This window comes from Trueperella sp. HMSC08B05, assembly GCF_001808405.1.
In the GTDB taxonomy this organism is placed as follows: domain Bacteria; phylum Actinomycetota; class Actinomycetes; order Actinomycetales; family Actinomycetaceae; genus Trueperella; species Trueperella bernardiae.
This window is the reverse complement of sequence record NZ_KV793230.1, coordinates 24,819-40,163: the sequence shown is the minus strand read 5'-3', so window position 1 is coordinate 40,163 and position 15,345 is coordinate 24,819. Positions and strand designations below refer to the sequence as shown.

At 66.8% G+C, this 15,345-nt stretch carries 16 protein-coding genes; 7 read left to right on the top strand and 9 right to left on the bottom strand.

Annotated elements, in window-relative coordinates; genetic code table 11:
* Window position 1 precedes the first annotated feature (1 nt).
* The 3 genes from HMPREF3167_RS00900 to deoC are packed head-to-tail and all read left to right on the top strand — an operon-like array spanning window position 2 to window position 2,648.
* A complete protein-coding gene (locus HMPREF3167_RS00900) occupies window positions 2–1,288 on the top strand; it encodes a thymidine phosphorylase (RefSeq protein WP_062613922.1) in 1,287 nt (428 codons plus the stop codon).
* Window positions 1,285–1,992 (top strand): hypothetical protein, encoded by a 708-nt coding sequence (locus HMPREF3167_RS00895; protein ID WP_070444931.1) that lies wholly within the window; start codon window positions 1,285–1,287, stop codon window positions 1,990–1,992. The genes HMPREF3167_RS00900 and HMPREF3167_RS00895 overlap by 4 nt, the downstream gene beginning before the upstream one ends.
* 2 nt (window positions 1,993–1,994) lie before the next feature.
* Window positions 1,995–2,648, top strand: a complete 654-nt coding sequence (deoC, locus tag HMPREF3167_RS00890; protein ID WP_068538474.1) for a deoxyribose-phosphate aldolase — start codon at window positions 1,995–1,997, stop codon at window positions 2,646–2,648.
* A gap of 132 nt (window positions 2,649–2,780) precedes the next feature.
* On the opposite strand, the gene HMPREF3167_RS00885 is transcribed toward deoC, so the two are convergent.
* Window positions 2,781–4,463, bottom strand: a complete 1,683-nt coding sequence (locus HMPREF3167_RS00885; RefSeq protein ID WP_062613925.1) for a phospho-sugar mutase — start codon at window positions 4,461–4,463, stop codon at window positions 2,781–2,783.
* Window positions 4,463–5,269, bottom strand: a complete 807-nt coding sequence (locus HMPREF3167_RS00880) for a purine-nucleoside phosphorylase (protein ID WP_148132362.1) — start codon at window positions 5,267–5,269, stop codon at window positions 4,463–4,465. Before HMPREF3167_RS00880 ends, HMPREF3167_RS00885 begins: the two co-directional genes overlap by 1 nt.
* A 157-nt stretch (window positions 5,270–5,426) precedes the next feature.
* Between HMPREF3167_RS00880 and HMPREF3167_RS00875 the strand changes: the two genes are divergently transcribed.
* On the top strand, window positions 5,427–6,188 hold the full coding sequence (locus HMPREF3167_RS00875) for an LOG family protein (RefSeq protein ID WP_062613959.1): 762 nt from the start codon (window positions 5,427–5,429) through the stop codon (window positions 6,186–6,188).
* Between the two features lie 113 nt (window positions 6,189–6,301).
* The gene (locus HMPREF3167_RS00870; RefSeq protein ID WP_068538472.1) at window positions 6,302–6,472 is read left to right on the top strand and encodes a DUF3117 domain-containing protein; all 171 of its coding nucleotides are present in this window, start codon (window positions 6,302–6,304) and stop codon (window positions 6,470–6,472) included.
* Here HMPREF3167_RS00870 and HMPREF3167_RS00865 read toward each other — a convergent pair.
* From HMPREF3167_RS00865 to HMPREF3167_RS00845, 5 genes are all read right to left on the bottom strand, one after another.
* The gene (locus HMPREF3167_RS00865) at window positions 6,469–7,089 is read right to left on the bottom strand and encodes an O-methyltransferase (protein WP_068538471.1); all 621 of its coding nucleotides are present in this window, start codon (window positions 7,087–7,089) and stop codon (window positions 6,469–6,471) included. The two genes, HMPREF3167_RS00870 and HMPREF3167_RS00865, sit on opposite strands and share 4 nt — an antisense overlap.
* Window positions 7,090–7,180: 91 nt before the next feature.
* Window positions 7,181–8,314: an Mrp/NBP35 family ATP-binding protein gene (locus HMPREF3167_RS00860; protein WP_068538470.1), complete on the bottom strand. Its 1,134-nt coding sequence runs from the start codon at window positions 8,312–8,314 to the stop codon at window positions 7,181–7,183.
* Between the two features lie 9 nt (window positions 8,315–8,323).
* The gene (locus HMPREF3167_RS00855) at window positions 8,324–8,887 is read right to left on the bottom strand and encodes a DUF1003 domain-containing protein (RefSeq protein WP_062613929.1); all 564 of its coding nucleotides are present in this window, start codon (window positions 8,885–8,887) and stop codon (window positions 8,324–8,326) included.
* Window positions 8,880–10,187 carry a magnesium transporter MgtE N-terminal domain-containing protein gene (locus HMPREF3167_RS00850; RefSeq protein WP_062613930.1) on the bottom strand — a complete coding sequence of 436 codons (1,308 nt, stop codon included), beginning with the start codon at window positions 10,185–10,187 and terminating at the stop codon, window positions 8,880–8,882. Before HMPREF3167_RS00850 ends, HMPREF3167_RS00855 begins: the two co-directional genes overlap by 8 nt.
* 29 nt (window positions 10,188–10,216) lie before the next feature.
* Window positions 10,217–11,695, bottom strand: a complete 1,479-nt coding sequence (locus HMPREF3167_RS00845; RefSeq protein WP_070444925.1) for an aminopeptidase P family protein — start codon at window positions 11,693–11,695, stop codon at window positions 10,217–10,219.
* 77 nt (window positions 11,696–11,772) lie between these two features.
* On the opposite strand from HMPREF3167_RS00845, the gene HMPREF3167_RS00840 reads away from it, so the two are divergent.
* Both HMPREF3167_RS00840 and HMPREF3167_RS00835 read left to right on the top strand, forming a co-directional pair.
* Window positions 11,773–12,624: a PHP domain-containing protein gene (locus HMPREF3167_RS00840; protein WP_062613932.1), complete on the top strand. Its 852-nt coding sequence runs from the start codon at window positions 11,773–11,775 to the stop codon at window positions 12,622–12,624.
* Window positions 12,621–13,241, top strand: coding sequence for a MarC family protein (locus tag HMPREF3167_RS00835; protein WP_062613933.1), 621 nt, complete (start codon window positions 12,621–12,623; stop codon window positions 13,239–13,241). Before HMPREF3167_RS00840 ends, HMPREF3167_RS00835 begins: the two co-directional genes overlap by 4 nt.
* A gap of 77 nt (window positions 13,242–13,318) precedes the next feature.
* On the opposite strand, the gene HMPREF3167_RS00830 is transcribed toward HMPREF3167_RS00835, so the two are convergent.
* Both HMPREF3167_RS00830 and HMPREF3167_RS00825 read right to left on the bottom strand, forming a co-directional pair.
* Window positions 13,319–14,917: a DEAD/DEAH box helicase gene (locus HMPREF3167_RS00830; protein WP_070445024.1), complete on the bottom strand. Its 1,599-nt coding sequence runs from the start codon at window positions 14,915–14,917 to the stop codon at window positions 13,319–13,321.
* 127 nt (window positions 14,918–15,044) lie between these two features.
* Window positions 15,045–15,266: a DUF3107 domain-containing protein gene (locus HMPREF3167_RS00825; RefSeq protein WP_062613935.1), complete on the bottom strand. Its 222-nt coding sequence runs from the start codon at window positions 15,264–15,266 to the stop codon at window positions 15,045–15,047.
* Window positions 15,267–15,345: the final 79 nt, after the last annotated feature.

The following is a 15,345-nucleotide window of genomic DNA, read 5'->3' as shown; positions in this document are numbered from 1 at the left end:
TATGACGGAACAGTTTGATGTCGTTGACATCATCCGGGCCAAGCGCAACAAGAACAAGTTGACGCTTCCCGAAATCAATTGGACGATTGACGCCTACACCCGTGGCGTGGTGGGCGATGAGCAGATGGCCGCGCTCGCGATGGCGATCTTCCTCAACGGGATGGACCGGGAGGAGATCGCCCAGTGGACCCAGGCAATGATCAACTCGGGTGAGCGGATGGACTTCGCCTCGTTGGGCAAGCCCACCGCGGACAAGCACTCCACGGGCGGCGTGGGGGATAAGATCACCCTGCCGCTAGCCCCGCTCGTGGCTGTCTACGGCGTGGCCGTCCCACAGCTCTCAGGCCGCGGGCTGGGCCACACGGGCGGCACGCTCGACAAGCTCGAGGCCATCCCCGGCTGGCGCGCGGCGCTCAGCAACGACGAGGTCATGACCCAGCTCGCCGGCTGCGGCGCGGTGATCTGCGCGGCGGGCTCCGGCCTGGCGCCGGCGGACAAGAAGCTGTACGCGCTTCGTGACGTGACGGCTACCGTGGACTGCATCCCGCTCATCGCCTCCTCGATCATGTCGAAGAAGATCGCCGAGGGCACCGACTCGCTCGTCCTCGACGTCAAGGTCGGCTCGGGCGCCTTCATGAAGGACCTGTCGATGGCCCAGGAGTTGGCCCGCACGATGGTCGACCTCGGTACCGACGCCGGCGTCACCACCACCGCCCTGCTCACCGACATGTCCACCCCGCTCGGCCTCAAGGTGGGCAACGCCCCCGAGATCGCCGAGTCGGTGGAGGTGCTCGCGGGCGGGGGACCGGCCGACGTCGTCGAGCTCACCCTGGCGCTCGCGCGCGAGATGCTCACCGCAGCCGGCCAGCCCGACGCGGACATCGAAGAGGCGCTCAAGGACGGGCGTGCCATGGACAAGTGGCGCGAGATGATCCGTGCCCAGGACGGTGATCCGGACGCCCCGCTCCCGGTGGCCAAGCACTCTCACGACGTGTTGGCCGATGAGGATGGTGTGCTCACCGAGCTCGACGCGCTCGCTGTGGGCGTGGCCTCGTGGCGCTTGGGTGCCGGCCGTGCCTTCAAGGAGGAGCCGGTCCAGCTGGCTGCGGGCATCGAGCTGTACAAGAAGCCGGGCGACACGGTGAAGAAGGGCGAGAAGCTCATGACCTTCCTCACCGACGAAGATGGCCGTATCCCGCGTGCGCTTGAGGCGCTCGAGGGCGGCGTCGTGATCGGCGGAGAGTACAGGCCGCGCGAGTCGGTCGTGCTGGATCGCATCGCCAAGTGAACCTGTCCACTATTCTCGCGCGGCTCGCCCGCCCGGTCGTGACCCCGATCCAGTTCTCCTGGCCCGATGATTTCGTGGCCGAGGACTGGTTCGCCGACGACGCGGCGGGCGAGCCATACGGGGGCCGCCGGCTGGCCCAGTCCACGGGTCAGACCTGTGGCGCCATGGTGGTGCTGGCCGCCGGTATGCTCTTCGACCCGCTCCTGCGCGAGCGTGTGGAGCGCGAGGGGCCGGAGCGTGCCGAAGCTGAGATCTACGCCCAGTTGCGCCACCGGGCGCTCGGCCCGCTCACCTGGCCGGCCGCCTTCGGCTCGCCGCCGTGGGCGGTGGCCAGGGAGATGACGGCGATCGCCCGGCAGGCGGGCTATGACGTCACCTACGTCAGCACGCCCGTGGATACGGACACCGAACGCGGGCGCGCGATCCTGCAATGGGCGTGGCACGCTGCCGGCGTCGGCCTGCCCGTGCCCCTCTTCACCGGGGGAGACCTCGCCGAGGGCGTGGCACGCGCCGTGCCCCGGCACGTCGTGCTGGCACTGCCGGCCGCCGATGACTCACCTGAACTATCCATCTACGACCCGGGGTCGGGATCCGTGTATCGCGTCCCCATCTTTTCCATGGCGCAGCGGTCAACGCCGCTGCCCGCCTTTGGGCACTGGACACGGCTTGTGTGGGCAGTGCTCCCGCAACCTATGAAGGAGTAAACATGACTGAAGTTTCAAAGATGATCGACCACACCCTGCTCAAGCCGGAGGCCACCATCGAGGACGTGGCCAAGCTGGTCGAGGAGGCCAAGGAGCTCGGCACCTTCTCGGTGTGCGTCTCCCCGTCGATGCTCCCGCTGCCGGCCAGCATCGAGCTGGGCGACGTCAAGCTGTGCGTTGTGGTCGGCTTCCCCTCGGGCGCCGTGGCCTCCGAGATCAAGGCCGCCGAGGCCGCCCGCGCGGTTGCCGCCGGTGCCGACGAGGTGGACATGGTCATCAACCTCGGCTACGCCAAGGAGCACGACTGGGACGCGCTCGGCTACGACATCGCCGTGGTCCGCGACGCGATCCCGTACGCCCTGCTCAAGGTCATCATCGAGTCCGCCGTGCTGACGGACGAGGAGATCGTCGAGGCCTGCAAGTGTGCGGCCGAGGCCGGCGCTGACTATGTCAAGACCTCCACTGGATTCCACCCGGCAGGTGGCGCCTCCGCCCACGCCGTCAAGCTCATGCGCGAGACCGTGGGTGAGGACCTCGGGGTCAAGGCCTCCGGCGGCATCCGCGACGCCGAGACCGCCAAGGCGATGATCGAGGCCGGCGCCAGCCGCCTCGGCCTGTCCTCCTCGCGCGCCGTCATCGAAGGATTCGCCAACTAGTATCTACGGAATCGGAGGCGTTGACGCGAGCCGCGTGACTGCCTCCCGCACGTGCGGTCCACGGAGACGCCGCCAGCTGGTGAAACGCGAAGGCCCCCGATTTTTCGGGGGCCTTCGCGTGTACGCAGGTGCTTAGAGTGTGAGCATCTGCGCCACATCTGCCTTGAAGCGCTCCATGCGCTCCTTGGCCGCCTCACGCGCCTGCGGGAGCGAGTCGGCATCGGCCACGGGCACGATCACTTCGAGGTAGCACTTGACCTTTGGCTCGGTGCCTGATGGGCGTACAATCACGCGGTCGCCCTCGGAGGTGCGGATGCGCAACGCGTCCGTGGGCGGGAGGTCGGCGTTGCCCTCGGACAGGTCCTCGATGGAGGCCACGGGCAGGCCGAGCAGCTCGGTGGGCGGCTCGTTGCGCACCTTCGCCATCGTGGCCGGGATGATCGACAGGTCATCCACGCGCACCGTCACCGGGGCGGTGAGGTACAGGCCGTGGCGGATCGCCAGGGCATCGAGCACGTCCTGGATGGACTTGTCCTCGGCCTTCATCTTCGCCGCCGTGATGGCGAGCACGAGTGCGGTCGAGACGCCGTCCTTGTCCTTCACCAGCTCCGGGTAGGAGCAGAACCCGATGGCCTCCTCGTAGCCGAAGAGGATGTCCTTGGCACGCGCGATCCACTTAAAGCCCGTCAGGGTCGAGTGGTAGTCCAACCCGTGGTGTGCGGCGATCTGGGACAGCAGCTGGGAGGACACGATCGACGAGGCAAGCGAGCCCTTCGTACCGGCCGCTGCCGCGGCTGCGCCCACTTGCTCGCCCAGGACCGAGCCGATCTCGTCGCCTGACAGCTGACGCCAGCCAGACGGGGTGGGGATGGCGGCCGAGCAGCGGTCGGCGTCGGGATCGGAGGCGATGATGATGTCGGCGCCCACCTCCTGCGCCACCTTGATCGCCTCATCCAGCGCGCCGGCCTCCTCCGGGTTGGGGAAGGCGACGGTGGGGAAGTCCGGGTCGGGCTCGATCTGCGAGGGGACGTCGACGACATCGGTGAAGCCCGCTGCCTCGAGCAGCGGGTGGACCAGGCTCTTGCCCACGCCGTGCATGGCGGTGTAGACGATCTTCAGATCGCGCGGGCCGTCTGCCACCTGGGCGAGGGTGTCGGCCACGTAGTCGTCCACGATCGAGGCGGGGATGACATTCCAGCCCTCCGCCATCGGGACCTCGTTCGCCGCGGGGGCGGCCGCGATCTTAGCCGCGATCTCGCTATCGACCGGCGGGATGATCTGCACGCCGTTGCCGTCCGCACTGGCCGCGCGCCCGCCGAGGTAGACCTTGTAGCCGTTGTCCTTGGGCGGGTTGTGCGAGGCGGTGACCATCACGCCGGCGTCGGCCCCGTACTTGCGCACGGCGTACGCTAGCAATGGGGTGGGCAGCTGGAAGGGCATGAGGTGGGCGGTGCCGCCTGCGGCAGTGACGATCGCGGCCGTGTCGCGCGCGAACTCATCCGAGTGGTAGCGGGCATCGTAGCCGATGACAACCACGAAGTCGTCGGCCACCGTCTCCTTCAGCCACGCGACCAGGCCGGCGGCGGCCCGGCGCACAACCGCCGCGTTCATTCGGTTCGGCCCGGCCTCCATGACGCCGCGCAGGCCGGCGGTGCCGAACTGGAGCGTGCCAGAAAAACGGTCTTCAAGATCGGCCGTGGCATCGGCGTCGCCGGCCTTAGCCGCCGCAAGAAGCGCCTCGAGCTCGGCTCGGTCGGAAGCCGAGGGGTCGGCGGCAATCCACGCCGCGACGTCGTCAAAAAGCTGTGAGGTCATCACATCTCCTTCGCAATTCGTTCAATGATGTCCGCGAGAAGCTGGGAAATGCGCGGGCCGGCAGCCTTGCCAGCCTCGAGCACTTCGGCGTGGTCAAGCTTGACGCTCGCCACACCGGCGGCCAGATTCGTCACGAGCGAGATGCCGAGGATCTCCATCCCCATCTCACGTGCTGCGATCGCCTCGAGTGCGGTGGACATGCCCACGAGGTCGCCGCCGAGCGTGGCCGCCATGCGGACCTCCGCCGGGGTTTCGTAGTGCGGGCCTGGGAACTGGACGTAGACGCCCTCTGCCAGGTCCGGATCGATGTCGTGAGCCATCCCGCGCAGGCGGGACGAGTACAGGTCCGTGAGGTCCACGAAGGTGGCGCCCTCAAGCGGGGAGGTAGCGGTCAGGTTGATGTGATCGGAGATGAGGACGGCGCTACCCGGGCCGGTCTCCTCACGGGTGGAGCCGCATCCATTGGTGAGGATGCAGACCTTCGCTCCGGCGGCCGCCGCAGTGCGCACGCCGTGAGCGACGGCGCGCACGCCCTTGCCCTCGTAGAAGTGGGTGCGGGCCCCGAGCACCAGGGCGTGCTTGCCATCATTGAGGCGGATCGAGGTGAGTTTGCCTCCGTGGCCGGCCACCGCCGACTTAGAAAAGCCGGGGATCTCCTCGGCCGGGATCTCAGCCACGACCTCACCGATGAGGTCGGCCGCCCCGCCCCAGCCAGAGCCGAGAGTCAGCGCGATGTCATGCTTATCGACGCCCGTCACGTCGGCGATCTTTGCCGCCGCTTCGCGGGCCAAATCCATGTAATCCATGGCCGATATTTTACAGGAGTAGCACGGCCTGTGACCTGTGCCCATGGCATTATATGTGTGTTGCGGTGGTGATGCGTGCCATAACGGGCGGGCGGCGTCGTCGTCGATCCGGGCGGGCATGCACCAGCTGTTCATCTGCGACCTGTACGCTTGCCATATGGCAAAAAAGAAGCGTTACCGTAAGGGCCCCGTGATGTTGCGGGGCAAGCACATTCCGAACACCACCACGGATGCCAGGCTCTTGCGCCCATTCCAGGACCCCTCCTTCATCCACTCCGAGCCCTGGCGGATCATGCGAATCCAGGCCGAGTTCGTAGAAGGCTTCGGCGCGCTGGCCGACCTCGGCCCGGCGATCTCCATCTTTGGTTCCGCCCGTACCCCGGAAGACGACAAGTATTACCAGCTCGCCGAACAGATCGCGCGCGAGCTCGTCTCCCACGGCTACGGCATCATCACAGGCGGCGGCCCCGGCATCATGGAGGCCGGCAACAAGGGCGCACACGAAGCCGGCGGGGTCTCCGTGGGCCTCGGCATCGAGCTGCCTTTCGAACAGGGGATGAACCAGTATGTCGACGTCGGCATCGACTTCCGCTACTTCTTCGTCCGTAAGATGATGTTCGTCAAGTATTCCTTGGGTTTCATCGTCATGCCCGGCGGGTACGGCACGATGGACGAACTGTTCGAGGCCCTCACCCTCGTCCAAACCAACAAGGTCTCCTGCTTCCCTGTGGTGCTCGTGGGCAGCGAGTACTGGACGGGGCTCGTGGACTGGATCGAGGGCCGTCTGCTAGCCGACGGCTACATCTCCGAGGGTCACGAGAAGCTCTTCCAGGTGGTCGACACGGCCGACGACGCCGTCGCGGCCGTCCTCGAGGGCGTCCACCGGCTCGCGGAGGAGAAGCGTTCGAACGGGAAGTAAGCCCGGCGCGCGCCACCGACCTGGGGCGGGGCCGCAAGTGAACACCTGACGCGGTCCACGTATTAACGTAGAATATGAGTATCGGGCGCAAACGTGCCCCGGAAGGAGTAACCATGGCAGCCATGAAACCGAGAACGGGAGACGGGCCGCTCGAGGCGGAGCGTGACCTCCACGGAACGACTTTGAGGATGCCTCTGGAAGGCGGAGGGCGCCTCGTGCTCGAACTGAGCGACGAGGAGGTCAAGTCCCTCCACGAGGTCCTGGGTAAGGTCCTTGAGCTTTAGCGCTTGACGCTCACTAACACACCGTCCCCGAGGGGAATGAGGCTGGAGACCAGGTCTTCAGCCTCAATCAATTCCCGGCCAAGGTTGCGCAGGGCCACCGTCGCCTCGTCGCGGCGGGCCGGATCCGCTACCCGATCGTCGTTCAGGGCGTGGGAGAGCACGAGCGTGCCGCCCGGGCGCAGCATCCGCAGGGCCTCAGACACGTCGCCCGCGGCTTCGAGCGGATCGCCGTCCACGAGCACCAGGTCATAGGAGCGTGAGGCGAGCCGGGGGAGCATGTCGGAACTGCGGCCGTTGATGAGCCGGAAGCGGCCGGGGCGAATGTGGGCCGCGGCCAGGTTCTCCCGCGCGTATCCCTGCGCTTCGGCGTCGGTATCAATGGAGGTCAGCACCGAGTCCGTGGAGGCGGCCAACAGGTAGAGCGCCGACACGCCCGTGCCCGTGCCGATCTCCGCAATGGTTTTCACGCCCATCGCGGCGAGGCAGGTGAGGAAATGTCCGGTGGCGGCCGAGAGCGCCTCCACCCCCAGATCCGCGGCGTGCTCACGCGCCACCCGCACCACGTCCGATTCCGCGACGATGTGCTCGGCGTACGTCCACGACTGGGCCTTATCCACTACCGCCCCTTTCTGTTGCTCTTTACCAGCATCTTAACGCGAACGTGGCCGGGGCGATGCCGGCCACGCACACTCTTCGCTGTCACTTACCTTAGTTGTCGATTGGCTTGACCCCGAGCGGGCGGCCGGCCAGCCCGCGGGCACGATGGGCGAGGGTCTTCGCCACCGCCCGGATCACCTCCTGCGCAGGCGACTGGCCCGGCTGGATCGCGAACGGGGTGCCGGCGTCGCCACCCTCGCGCAGGTCCTGCTCGAGCGGAACTTGCGCCAGCAGCGGCACGTTGTAGCCGAGATTGCGCGAGAGCTGGGCGGATACGGCGTCGCCGCCGCCCGCGCCGAAGATCTCCATGCGCGAGCCGTCCGGCATCGCCAGGTAGGACATGTTCTCGATGATGCCCACCACCCGCTGGTCGGTCTGCTTGGCCATGAGGCCCGCGCGCTCCGCCACGTCGGCCGCCGCCACTTGCGGGGTGGTGACCAGCACGATCTCGGACTTGGGGATGAGCGAGGACACCGACAGTGCGATGTCGCCGGTCCCCGGCGGCAGGTCGATGAGGAGGACGTCCAAGTCACCCCAGTACACGTCCGCGAAGAACTGCTCGAGCGCGCGGTGTAGCATCGGGCCGCGCCACACCACCGGGCCGTTCTCCGACATGAAGTTGCCGATTGAGATCGTCTTCACGTCGTGCACCACCGGTGGGATGATCATGTTGTCCACCACCTGCGGCGGGTGGGTCACACCCATCATTTGAGGGATCGAGAAGCCGTAGATATCGGCGTCGACCACGCCCACCTTCAGGCCCTCCTTCGCCATCGCCGAGGCGAGGTTGACGGTCATGGAGGACTTGCCCACGCCGCCCTTGCCGGAGGTGATCGCGTACACGCGCGTGAGGTTATCTGGCTGGGCGAAGGGGATGACCCGCTCGGGTTCGCCCCCGCGCAGGGTCTTCTTCAGCTCGGCGCGTTGCTCATCATTCATCACGCCCATGCTCACGGTCACGGATGCCACGCCTGGCATCGCGCCCACGACGTTCTGGGTGTCGGCTGTGATCGTGTCCCGCAGCGGGCACCCCGCCGTGGTCAGATCGATCCCGACGACCACGTTGCCGGCCTCGTCGATCTCCACGGAGCGCACCATCCCCAGATCGGTGATCGGGCGCCGAATCTCCGGGTCAATGACCTTGGCGAGCTCGGCCTTAATGTCTTCAATGCTCGGTAAACTCATGCGTTTATCCTATCCTTGACCTTCGCCAGTTTCGAGCTGGGCAAGCCTCGCTTCGAGCTCGACGATCTTCGCGTCTTTCTCCGCGACCTCCTCTTCTCGCTCGAGGAGCCGTTCGCGCAATTCGAACTGGTCACGCATCTCGGAGCGCACGAAATCGCGGGTGGCGAGGTCCTGCATCGACATCCGCAGCGAGGCGATCTCGCGCAGGAGGAACTCGGTGTCGGCGAGCGTGCGCATTGCGTGCTGGCGGTCCTGTTCGGCGCTCACCCGATCGCGATCATCCTGCCGGTTCTGGGCGAGCAGGATGAGCGGGGAGGCGTAGGAGGCCTGCAGGGACAGCATGAGGGTGAGCGCCGTGAAGCCGAGCGCTGCCGAATCGAAGCGCAGGTGATCGGGCGCGAAGCTGTTCCACACCAGCCACAGCCCCACGAACAGGGTGAGCCAGATGATGAACTTCGGGGTGCCAGTGAAGCGGGCGATCCGCTCGGCAATGACCCCGGTGGCCTCCGAATCGACGGAGGCGCGCCACCTGCGCCGCCGCTTACCGAGTGGCTGATCGAAACTCTCAGGCATCGCGGCCCTCCTCATCGGTGGGGTCTTCTAGCAGATCATCGACATGGCGTTCGTCGATATGGGTATCGATCTGCTCCTCGTCCGCATCGCGCCAATCCTCGGGCATGAGGTGGTCCAGCACGTCGTCGACCGAGACCGCGCCCACCAGCAACCCGTTGTCTACCACCGGCAAGATCGTGAGGTTGTAGGTGGCGAGCAGGCGGGTGATGGTGCCGATCCCGTCGTCGGGGGAGAGCGACTCCACCTGGTCAATGATCGAGCCGACCATCTCCGACGGCGGCTCGCGCAGCGCGCGCTGGAGGTGGACCACGCCCAGATACTGGCCCGTGGGGGTCTCTGTGGGCGGGCGCACGATGAAGCACATGCTGGCGATCGCCGGGGCCAGGTCCTCCCGGCGGGCCGCGGCGAGCAGCATAGAGATCGGGGCGTCGGGGGAGAGAATCATCGGCTCGGTGGTCATGAGGCCACCGGCCGTGCGCTCCCCGTAGGACATGAGGCGGCGCACGTCCTGGGCCTCGTCGGGCTCCATCTTCGACAGGAGGATCTCCGCCTGCGCGGGCGGGAGCTCGTTGATGAGGTCGGCTGCGTCGTCCGGCTCCATCTCCTCCAAGACGTTGGCCGCGCGCTCCACCTCAAGCGCACTCATGACCGTCACCCGGTCCGCGTCCGACATCTCCTCCAGCACGTCCGCCAGCAGGTCATCGTGCATGTGGCGCGAGACCGCGATGATGCGATCATCCGGGAGGTCGGACAGGAGGTCGGCAATATCGGGGGCCTTCAGCTCGTTGATCTGGGCCAGTAGCGCCGTGGCGGCCTGGTTGGCCACGCGCGTGCGCAGGCCCGTGACCGACGTGACGGGCACGATCTTCGTGTTTCCGGCCTCCGGCCCGCCGCGCGCCATCCGCACGTACAATGAGGTGAGCCGCCATTCGCGGTTCCCCTCCTGCTCGATTGCCACGTCCTCCACGACGGCCCGCCCTGAGCCGTCGTTGAACTGGACCTCGCGGTCCAGAATCTCGCCGAGCACCATGGTCTCCGACGGGCGCTTCTCAAAGCGCCGGATGTTGAGCAGGCCGGTGGTGATGACCTGGCCATTGGCGATCGCCGTCACGCGCGTGAGCGGCATGAAGACGCGCCGCTTGCCGGTTACGTCCACCACCAGCCCCACCGCAGACGGCTGGCCGCGCAGGCGGAAAACCACGACCACGTCGTGTACCTTGCCCACCCGGTCACCGATCGGGTCGTAGACGGGTGTGCCTGCTAAGCGTCCAATAAAAACTCGTGTTCTGCTTCCTGACATCTGTGTCCTTTCCCGACGGTGCGGGCTGCTTACTGCTGGAGGTGGGCCATCCACGCCTCCACCGCGTCGGCCGTGCGCGGGATGTCCTCCGAGAGGCGGATCGCCCCCTCCTCCGTGACCAGGATGTCGTCCTCAATCCGCACACCGATCCCGCGGAATCGTTCGGGGACCTTGAGGTCATCCTCACGGAAGTACAGGCCCGGTTCGATCGTGAAGATCATCCCCGGCTCCAGGTAAGAATCCTGGTAGAGCTCGCGCTTGGCCTGCGCGCAGTCATGCACGTCGAGCCCCAGGTGGTGGGACGTGCCGTGCGGCATCCACCGGCGGTGATACTGGGCCTCGGGGGAGAGGGACTCCTCCGCCGACACCGGCAACATCCCCCACCGCTCCAGGTGCTTGGCGATAACCTCCATGGCGGCCGCGTGGATGTCCTTGAACTGCACCTTGTCTTGGGCCACCTCAAGCGCGCGCTCGCAGGCCTCCAGCACGGCGTCGTACACCTCACGCTGGGCCTCAGTGAACTTTCCGTCGATGGGCAGGGTGCGCGTGATGTCGGCCGTGTAGAGCGAATCGACCTCCGCGCCGGCGTCGATAAGGATGAGCTCCCCGTCGCGCAAGCGCCCGTCATTCGTGATCCAGTGCAGTGTGTTGGCGTGATTACCGGCCGCGGCGATCGTGTCGTATCCCAGGCCGTTGCCCTCCTCGCGGGCCTTGGCTTGGAAGGCGCCCTCGATCACGCGCTCGCCGCGCCAGTGATCGATCGCGCGCGGCATTGCGCGGATCATCTCCTCAAAGCCGGATTTGGTGACATCGATGGCCTTGCGGATCTCCGCCACCTCGTAGGCGTCCTTCGTCAGGCGGATCTCCGAGGCGGCCTCGGCCAGGCGCGCGTCCGCCTGCTCCGCGCCCTCGGTCAACCCGTTTTGCTGGCGCAACTCGGCCACGAGGGCCTCCACCGCCGGATCGGACTGCGGGACCACGCGGATCTGTACCGCGCCCAGGTCCTTCGAGATCGCGTCCTTCATCTCATCAATATGGGCCACCTTCAACCCCGTGGCCGTGGACATCTCCTGCGCGCTCAGCCGCGGCCCCACCCAGAACTCGCCATGGCGGGAATCGGCGTAGAACTCCTCCGAGGAGCGCGGGGCGCGCGGGTGGAAGTAGAGGACCGCCTCATGGCCGCCCTCCACCGGGTTGAGCACGAGCACCGCACCCGGCTCGTCCTCCCCGCCCAGGCCGGTGAGGTGAGAAAACGCCGAGTGGGCGCGGAAGCGGTAGTCCGTGTCATTCGAGCGGACCTTCAGATCGCCCGCCGGGAACACGAGTCGCTCGCCCGGAAATAGCTCCGAGAGCCGCTTGTGGCGCGACGGGGTGTAATCAGCGACCTCCATGCGGGCCGGACCGGCGGGCCGCGCGCCCCAATCCTGGCCGATGAACTCGCGAAACGCCTGGCTCTGGGGGCGCTGCGTGCGGTTGTGTGCCTTTTCTTCGTTGGTCTGTTCACTCATATTTCTAGTATCCCACGTGCATCCGACAAACTTGAACCGGGGTTGCTCTTAGCGTGAAGGAAATTTAGCGTGGAGCCATGATCGACTTGCACACCCATTCCGCGCGCTCAGACGGCACGCAGAGCCCCACCGAGCTCATGAATTCCGCCCGCGACGCCGGCCTGACCTGCGTGGGCCTCACCGACCACGACACGATCTCTGGCTGGGACGAAGCCGGCCGTGCCGTTGCGAGAACCGGCGTCAGCCTGGTGCGTGGCATGGAGGTCACCTCCCAGTTTCACGACGACGGCGGGCGGGTCAGCGTCCACATGCTCGCCTACCTCTTTGACCCCTCGGCCCCTAAGCTCTCAGCACACCGCCAGCAGCTGCAGGAAAGACGGGCGGATCGGGCCCGGCAGATTGTCGACCGCCTCGCCCAGGACTTCAACCTGACGTGGGACGCGGTGGCGGACGTGGCCGGCGAGGGCGCCGTTGTCGGAAGACCCCACATTGCCGACGCACTCATCGCAGCCGGGGTGGTGGCGAGCCGCGAGGAGGCGTTCGCGCAGCTCCTGCACCCGCGCGGGAAGTATTACGTGCCGAACTACTCGCCGGACGTCTTCGACGTCATTTCGTGGATCAACGCCGCCGGCGGCCGGGCCGTCTTCGCCCACCCGATGGCCGCCACGCGCGGCAAGACCGTGCCGCTCGAGGCCCTGGACGAGATGGCGGAGGCCGGACTTTTCGGCGTCGAGGTCGATCACCGGGATAACCCCCTCGAGCGGCGGGAGGAGCTGCGCCAGCGAGCGCGATCACTCGAGCTTTTCCAGTTTGGCTCCAGCGATTACCATGGAGCAGGAAAACCGAACCGCTTGGGTGAGCACACCACGGATTCGGACACGCTCGCCGCCCTGGAAGAGGGCGCTTTCCTGGAGGTTATACGCCCGTGAATTTTGATGGGGCGCTGTTCGCGTCCGCCTTCGCCACGCTGCTGGTGATTATTGACCCGCCTGGCAACGTACCCGTGTTCATGGCGCTCACGCGCACCCTGAACAAGGCGGGGCGGAAGAAAGTGGCATTCCAGGCGAACTTCATCGCCCTCGCCCTGTTGCTCCTGTTCGGCTTCTTCGGCTTCTTCCTCTTCGGCTACATGGGCATCTCGCCCGAGGCCCTGCAGATCTCGGGCGGCCTGCTCCTCCTTCTCGTGGCGCTCCAGCTGCTGACGGGCAAGGAGGAGGACCCGGGCTCGGCCGGCGGCACGATCGCGGTGGCCATGGTGCCGCTCGGCACCCCGCTACTGGCGGGCCCGGGTTCGATCGTGGCGTTCATGCTGCTCATGCGCGATTCGGCCGGCGATCCGTGGGCTCAAGCCACCGTGATTGGAGCGGCCGTGACGGTGCTACTGATTTCTTGGATCTCGATGCACTTCGCCGGGGCGATTATGCGCCTGCTCGGCGAGGCCGGCGTCATGCTACTCACCAGGCTCTCGGGCATGCTGCTGGCCGCGATCGCCACCCAGCTCATCATCGCTGGCGTGCTCGGCGTCATTCGGCCACTGACCAGCTAACGCGCGTAAAAGGAAGGTGTCCCTGCAAGAAAGCGGGGACACCTTCCTTTTACGCGCCTTATGCGCGAAGCTTGTGCTTAGGCCTCGGGCGCCTTACGCACCCGACGCCGGCGCGGCTTATCGGTACGCGGCTTATCCGTGCGAGGCTGCTCGGAGGACTCGGACGCCCCGGAGGAGACACGGGTGCGGGTGCGCTTGCGGCCCGAGCGGCCGGCCTCACCCCTACCACGGCCCCCGCGGCCCTTATTACCGCGGCCGCCACGCCCGCGACCGCGCGGGCCCCGGCCGGTCTCGCCCAGGTCCTCGATCTCCTCGGCGTCCAGGCCGGCGCGCGTGCGCTGGGAGCGCGGCAGGCGGCCGGTGACCTCGGGGTCGATGTCGAGGTCGGTGTAGAGGTGGTCGGACGTGTGGTACGTCTCCACAGGCTCGGGGTAGCCGAGGTTCAAGATCTTGTTGATGACCGACCAGCGCGGGGTGTCCTCCCAATCCACGAAGGTCACGGCCGTACCGGCCTGCCCGGCGCGGCCCGTGCGGCCAATCCGGTGCAGGTAGGTCTTCTCGTCCTCCGGGCACTGGTAGTTAATGACGTGGGTGACGTCGTCGACGTCGATACCGCGCGCCGCGACATCGGTGGCAACCAGCACGTCGATCTTGCCGTTGCGGAAGGCACGCATCGCCTGCTCGCGGGCGCCCTGGCCGAGGTCGCCGTGGAGGGCGCCGGTGGCAAAGCCGCGCGACTCGAGCTCGTCGGCAAGGCGCGCGGCGGCGCGCTTGGTCCGCGTGAAGATGATGGTCAGGCCACGCCCGCGGGCCTGAAGGATGCGGGCCAGAACCTCGCTCTTGTTCAGCGCGTGGCAGCGGTAGACGACCTGCTTGACCTGCTTGACGGTGGCCGAGTCGTCGTCGGGATTCTGCGCCCGAATATGGGTGGGCTTGGACATGTAGCGGCGGGCCATCGTGATGACCGGGCCGGGCATGGTAGCCGAGAACAGCATCGTGTGGCGGTTCGGCGGGGTGGAGGAAAGGATCGCCTCGACGTCCTCGAGGAAGCCCAGGTCGAGCATCTCGTCGGCTTCGTCGAGCACCACGGTATGAGCGTGGGAAAGATCGAGCGTGCGGTGCTTGCCCAGGTCGATGATGCGCCCGGGGGTGCCCACCACGATCTCCGCGCCGCGGGCGAGTTCCTTGACCTGCGGCTCGTAGGCCTTGCCGCCGTAGACCTCAACCACGCGCACGGAGCGCTTCGCGGCGATGTCGCGAAGGTCGCCCGCCACCTGCTTGGCCAGCTCGCGCGTAGGGACGACGACGAGGCCCTGCGGCTTGCCGGGCGCGCGCAGTTTCTCCCAGCCTTCCTCGTCCGGGCCGATGACCTTCTCCACCATCGGGATGCCGAAGCCGAGGGTCTTGCCCGTGCCTGTCTTGGCCTGGCCGATGATGTCCGAGCCCTTGAGCGCCACCGGGAGGGTCAGCGCCTGAATGGGGAAGGGGTGCGTAATGCCCTTCTCGGCCAGGGCCTCGACGATGTCATCCGAGACGCCGAAGTCGGCAAAGCTCTTCGTCTCTAGCTCGAGCTCAGAGCCGGAGGCCTGGATGTCAGCTTTTGGTTCGTTCGCCGGGCGCACGGATGCCCCGGAGGTATTCACAATTCCAGAATGCACAGTATTCACTTTCGACATGGGGGCGCCGTGTGCGCCCGGGCAGCCGATCGTGAAAATTCTTTTGAACAAACGTGACGACCGGTCAACCAAGATTGATTCTACCGCGTGGGGCGCGCCCGCCCGGTGAGGGGTGGCGCGCTACACATTAAAAGCCGAAGCCGACGCGGCGGGCTTCCGCCTCCTTGCACTGCACGTAACCGAGGGCGTCGGTGGGAACGACGACGACGTTGCCCTCCTTATCCGTAAACGAGAGGACGGCCCCGGCGGCGAGCGCCTGCTCCACGCGCTCGGAGACCTCGTGTGCGGTCAGGTCGACGTCGAGGCTCAGTTCGCGGGCGACGTTGCGGATGCCAATGCTGATTTCCATGATTCCTCCAAGGCTTGATCTGGCAGTATCGTACCCTGCCGGGGTGGGCGGGAAGATTTCGTGCGGCGCAATTCGGCTG

Bases quoted from the DNA above. Each gene is read 5' to 3' on its own strand.
- HMPREF3167_RS00900 (WP_062613922.1), top strand. From the start codon at position 2: ATGACGGAACAGTTTGATGTCGTTGACATCATCCGGGCCAAGCGCAAC.
- deoC (WP_068538474.1), top strand. From the start codon at position 1,995: ATGACTGAAGTTTCAAAGATGATCGACCACACCCTGCTCAAGCCGGAG.
- HMPREF3167_RS00885 (WP_062613925.1), bottom strand. From the start codon at position 4,463: ATGACCTCACAGCTTTTTGACGACGTCGCGGCGTGGATTGCCGCCGAC.
- HMPREF3167_RS00880 (WP_148132362.1), bottom strand. From the start codon at position 5,269: ATGGATTACATGGATTTGGCCCGCGAAGCGGCGGCAAAGATCGCCGAC.
- HMPREF3167_RS00875 (WP_062613959.1), top strand. From the start codon at position 5,427: ATGGCAAAAAAGAAGCGTTACCGTAAGGGCCCCGTGATGTTGCGGGGC.
- HMPREF3167_RS00870 (WP_068538472.1), top strand. From the start codon at position 6,302: ATGGCAGCCATGAAACCGAGAACGGGAGACGGGCCGCTCGAGGCGGAG.
- HMPREF3167_RS00860 (WP_068538470.1), bottom strand. From the start codon at position 8,314: ATGAGTTTACCGAGCATTGAAGACATTAAGGCCGAGCTCGCCAAGGTC.
- HMPREF3167_RS00855 (WP_062613929.1), bottom strand. From the start codon at position 8,887: ATGCCTGAGAGTTTCGATCAGCCACTCGGTAAGCGGCGGCGCAGGTGG.
- HMPREF3167_RS00850 (WP_062613930.1), bottom strand. From the start codon at position 10,187: ATGTCAGGAAGCAGAACACGAGTTTTTATTGGACGCTTAGCAGGCACA.
- HMPREF3167_RS00845 (WP_070444925.1), bottom strand. From the start codon at position 11,695: ATGAGTGAACAGACCAACGAAGAAAAGGCACACAACCGCACGCAGCGC.
- HMPREF3167_RS00840 (WP_062613932.1), top strand. From the start codon at position 11,773: ATGATCGACTTGCACACCCATTCCGCGCGCTCAGACGGCACGCAGAGC.
- HMPREF3167_RS00830 (WP_070445024.1), bottom strand. From the start codon at position 14,917: ATGTCGAAAGTGAATACTGTGCATTCTGGAATTGTGAATACCTCCGGG.
- HMPREF3167_RS00825 (WP_062613935.1), bottom strand. From the start codon at position 15,266: ATGGAAATCAGCATTGGCATCCGCAACGTCGCCCGCGAACTGAGCCTC.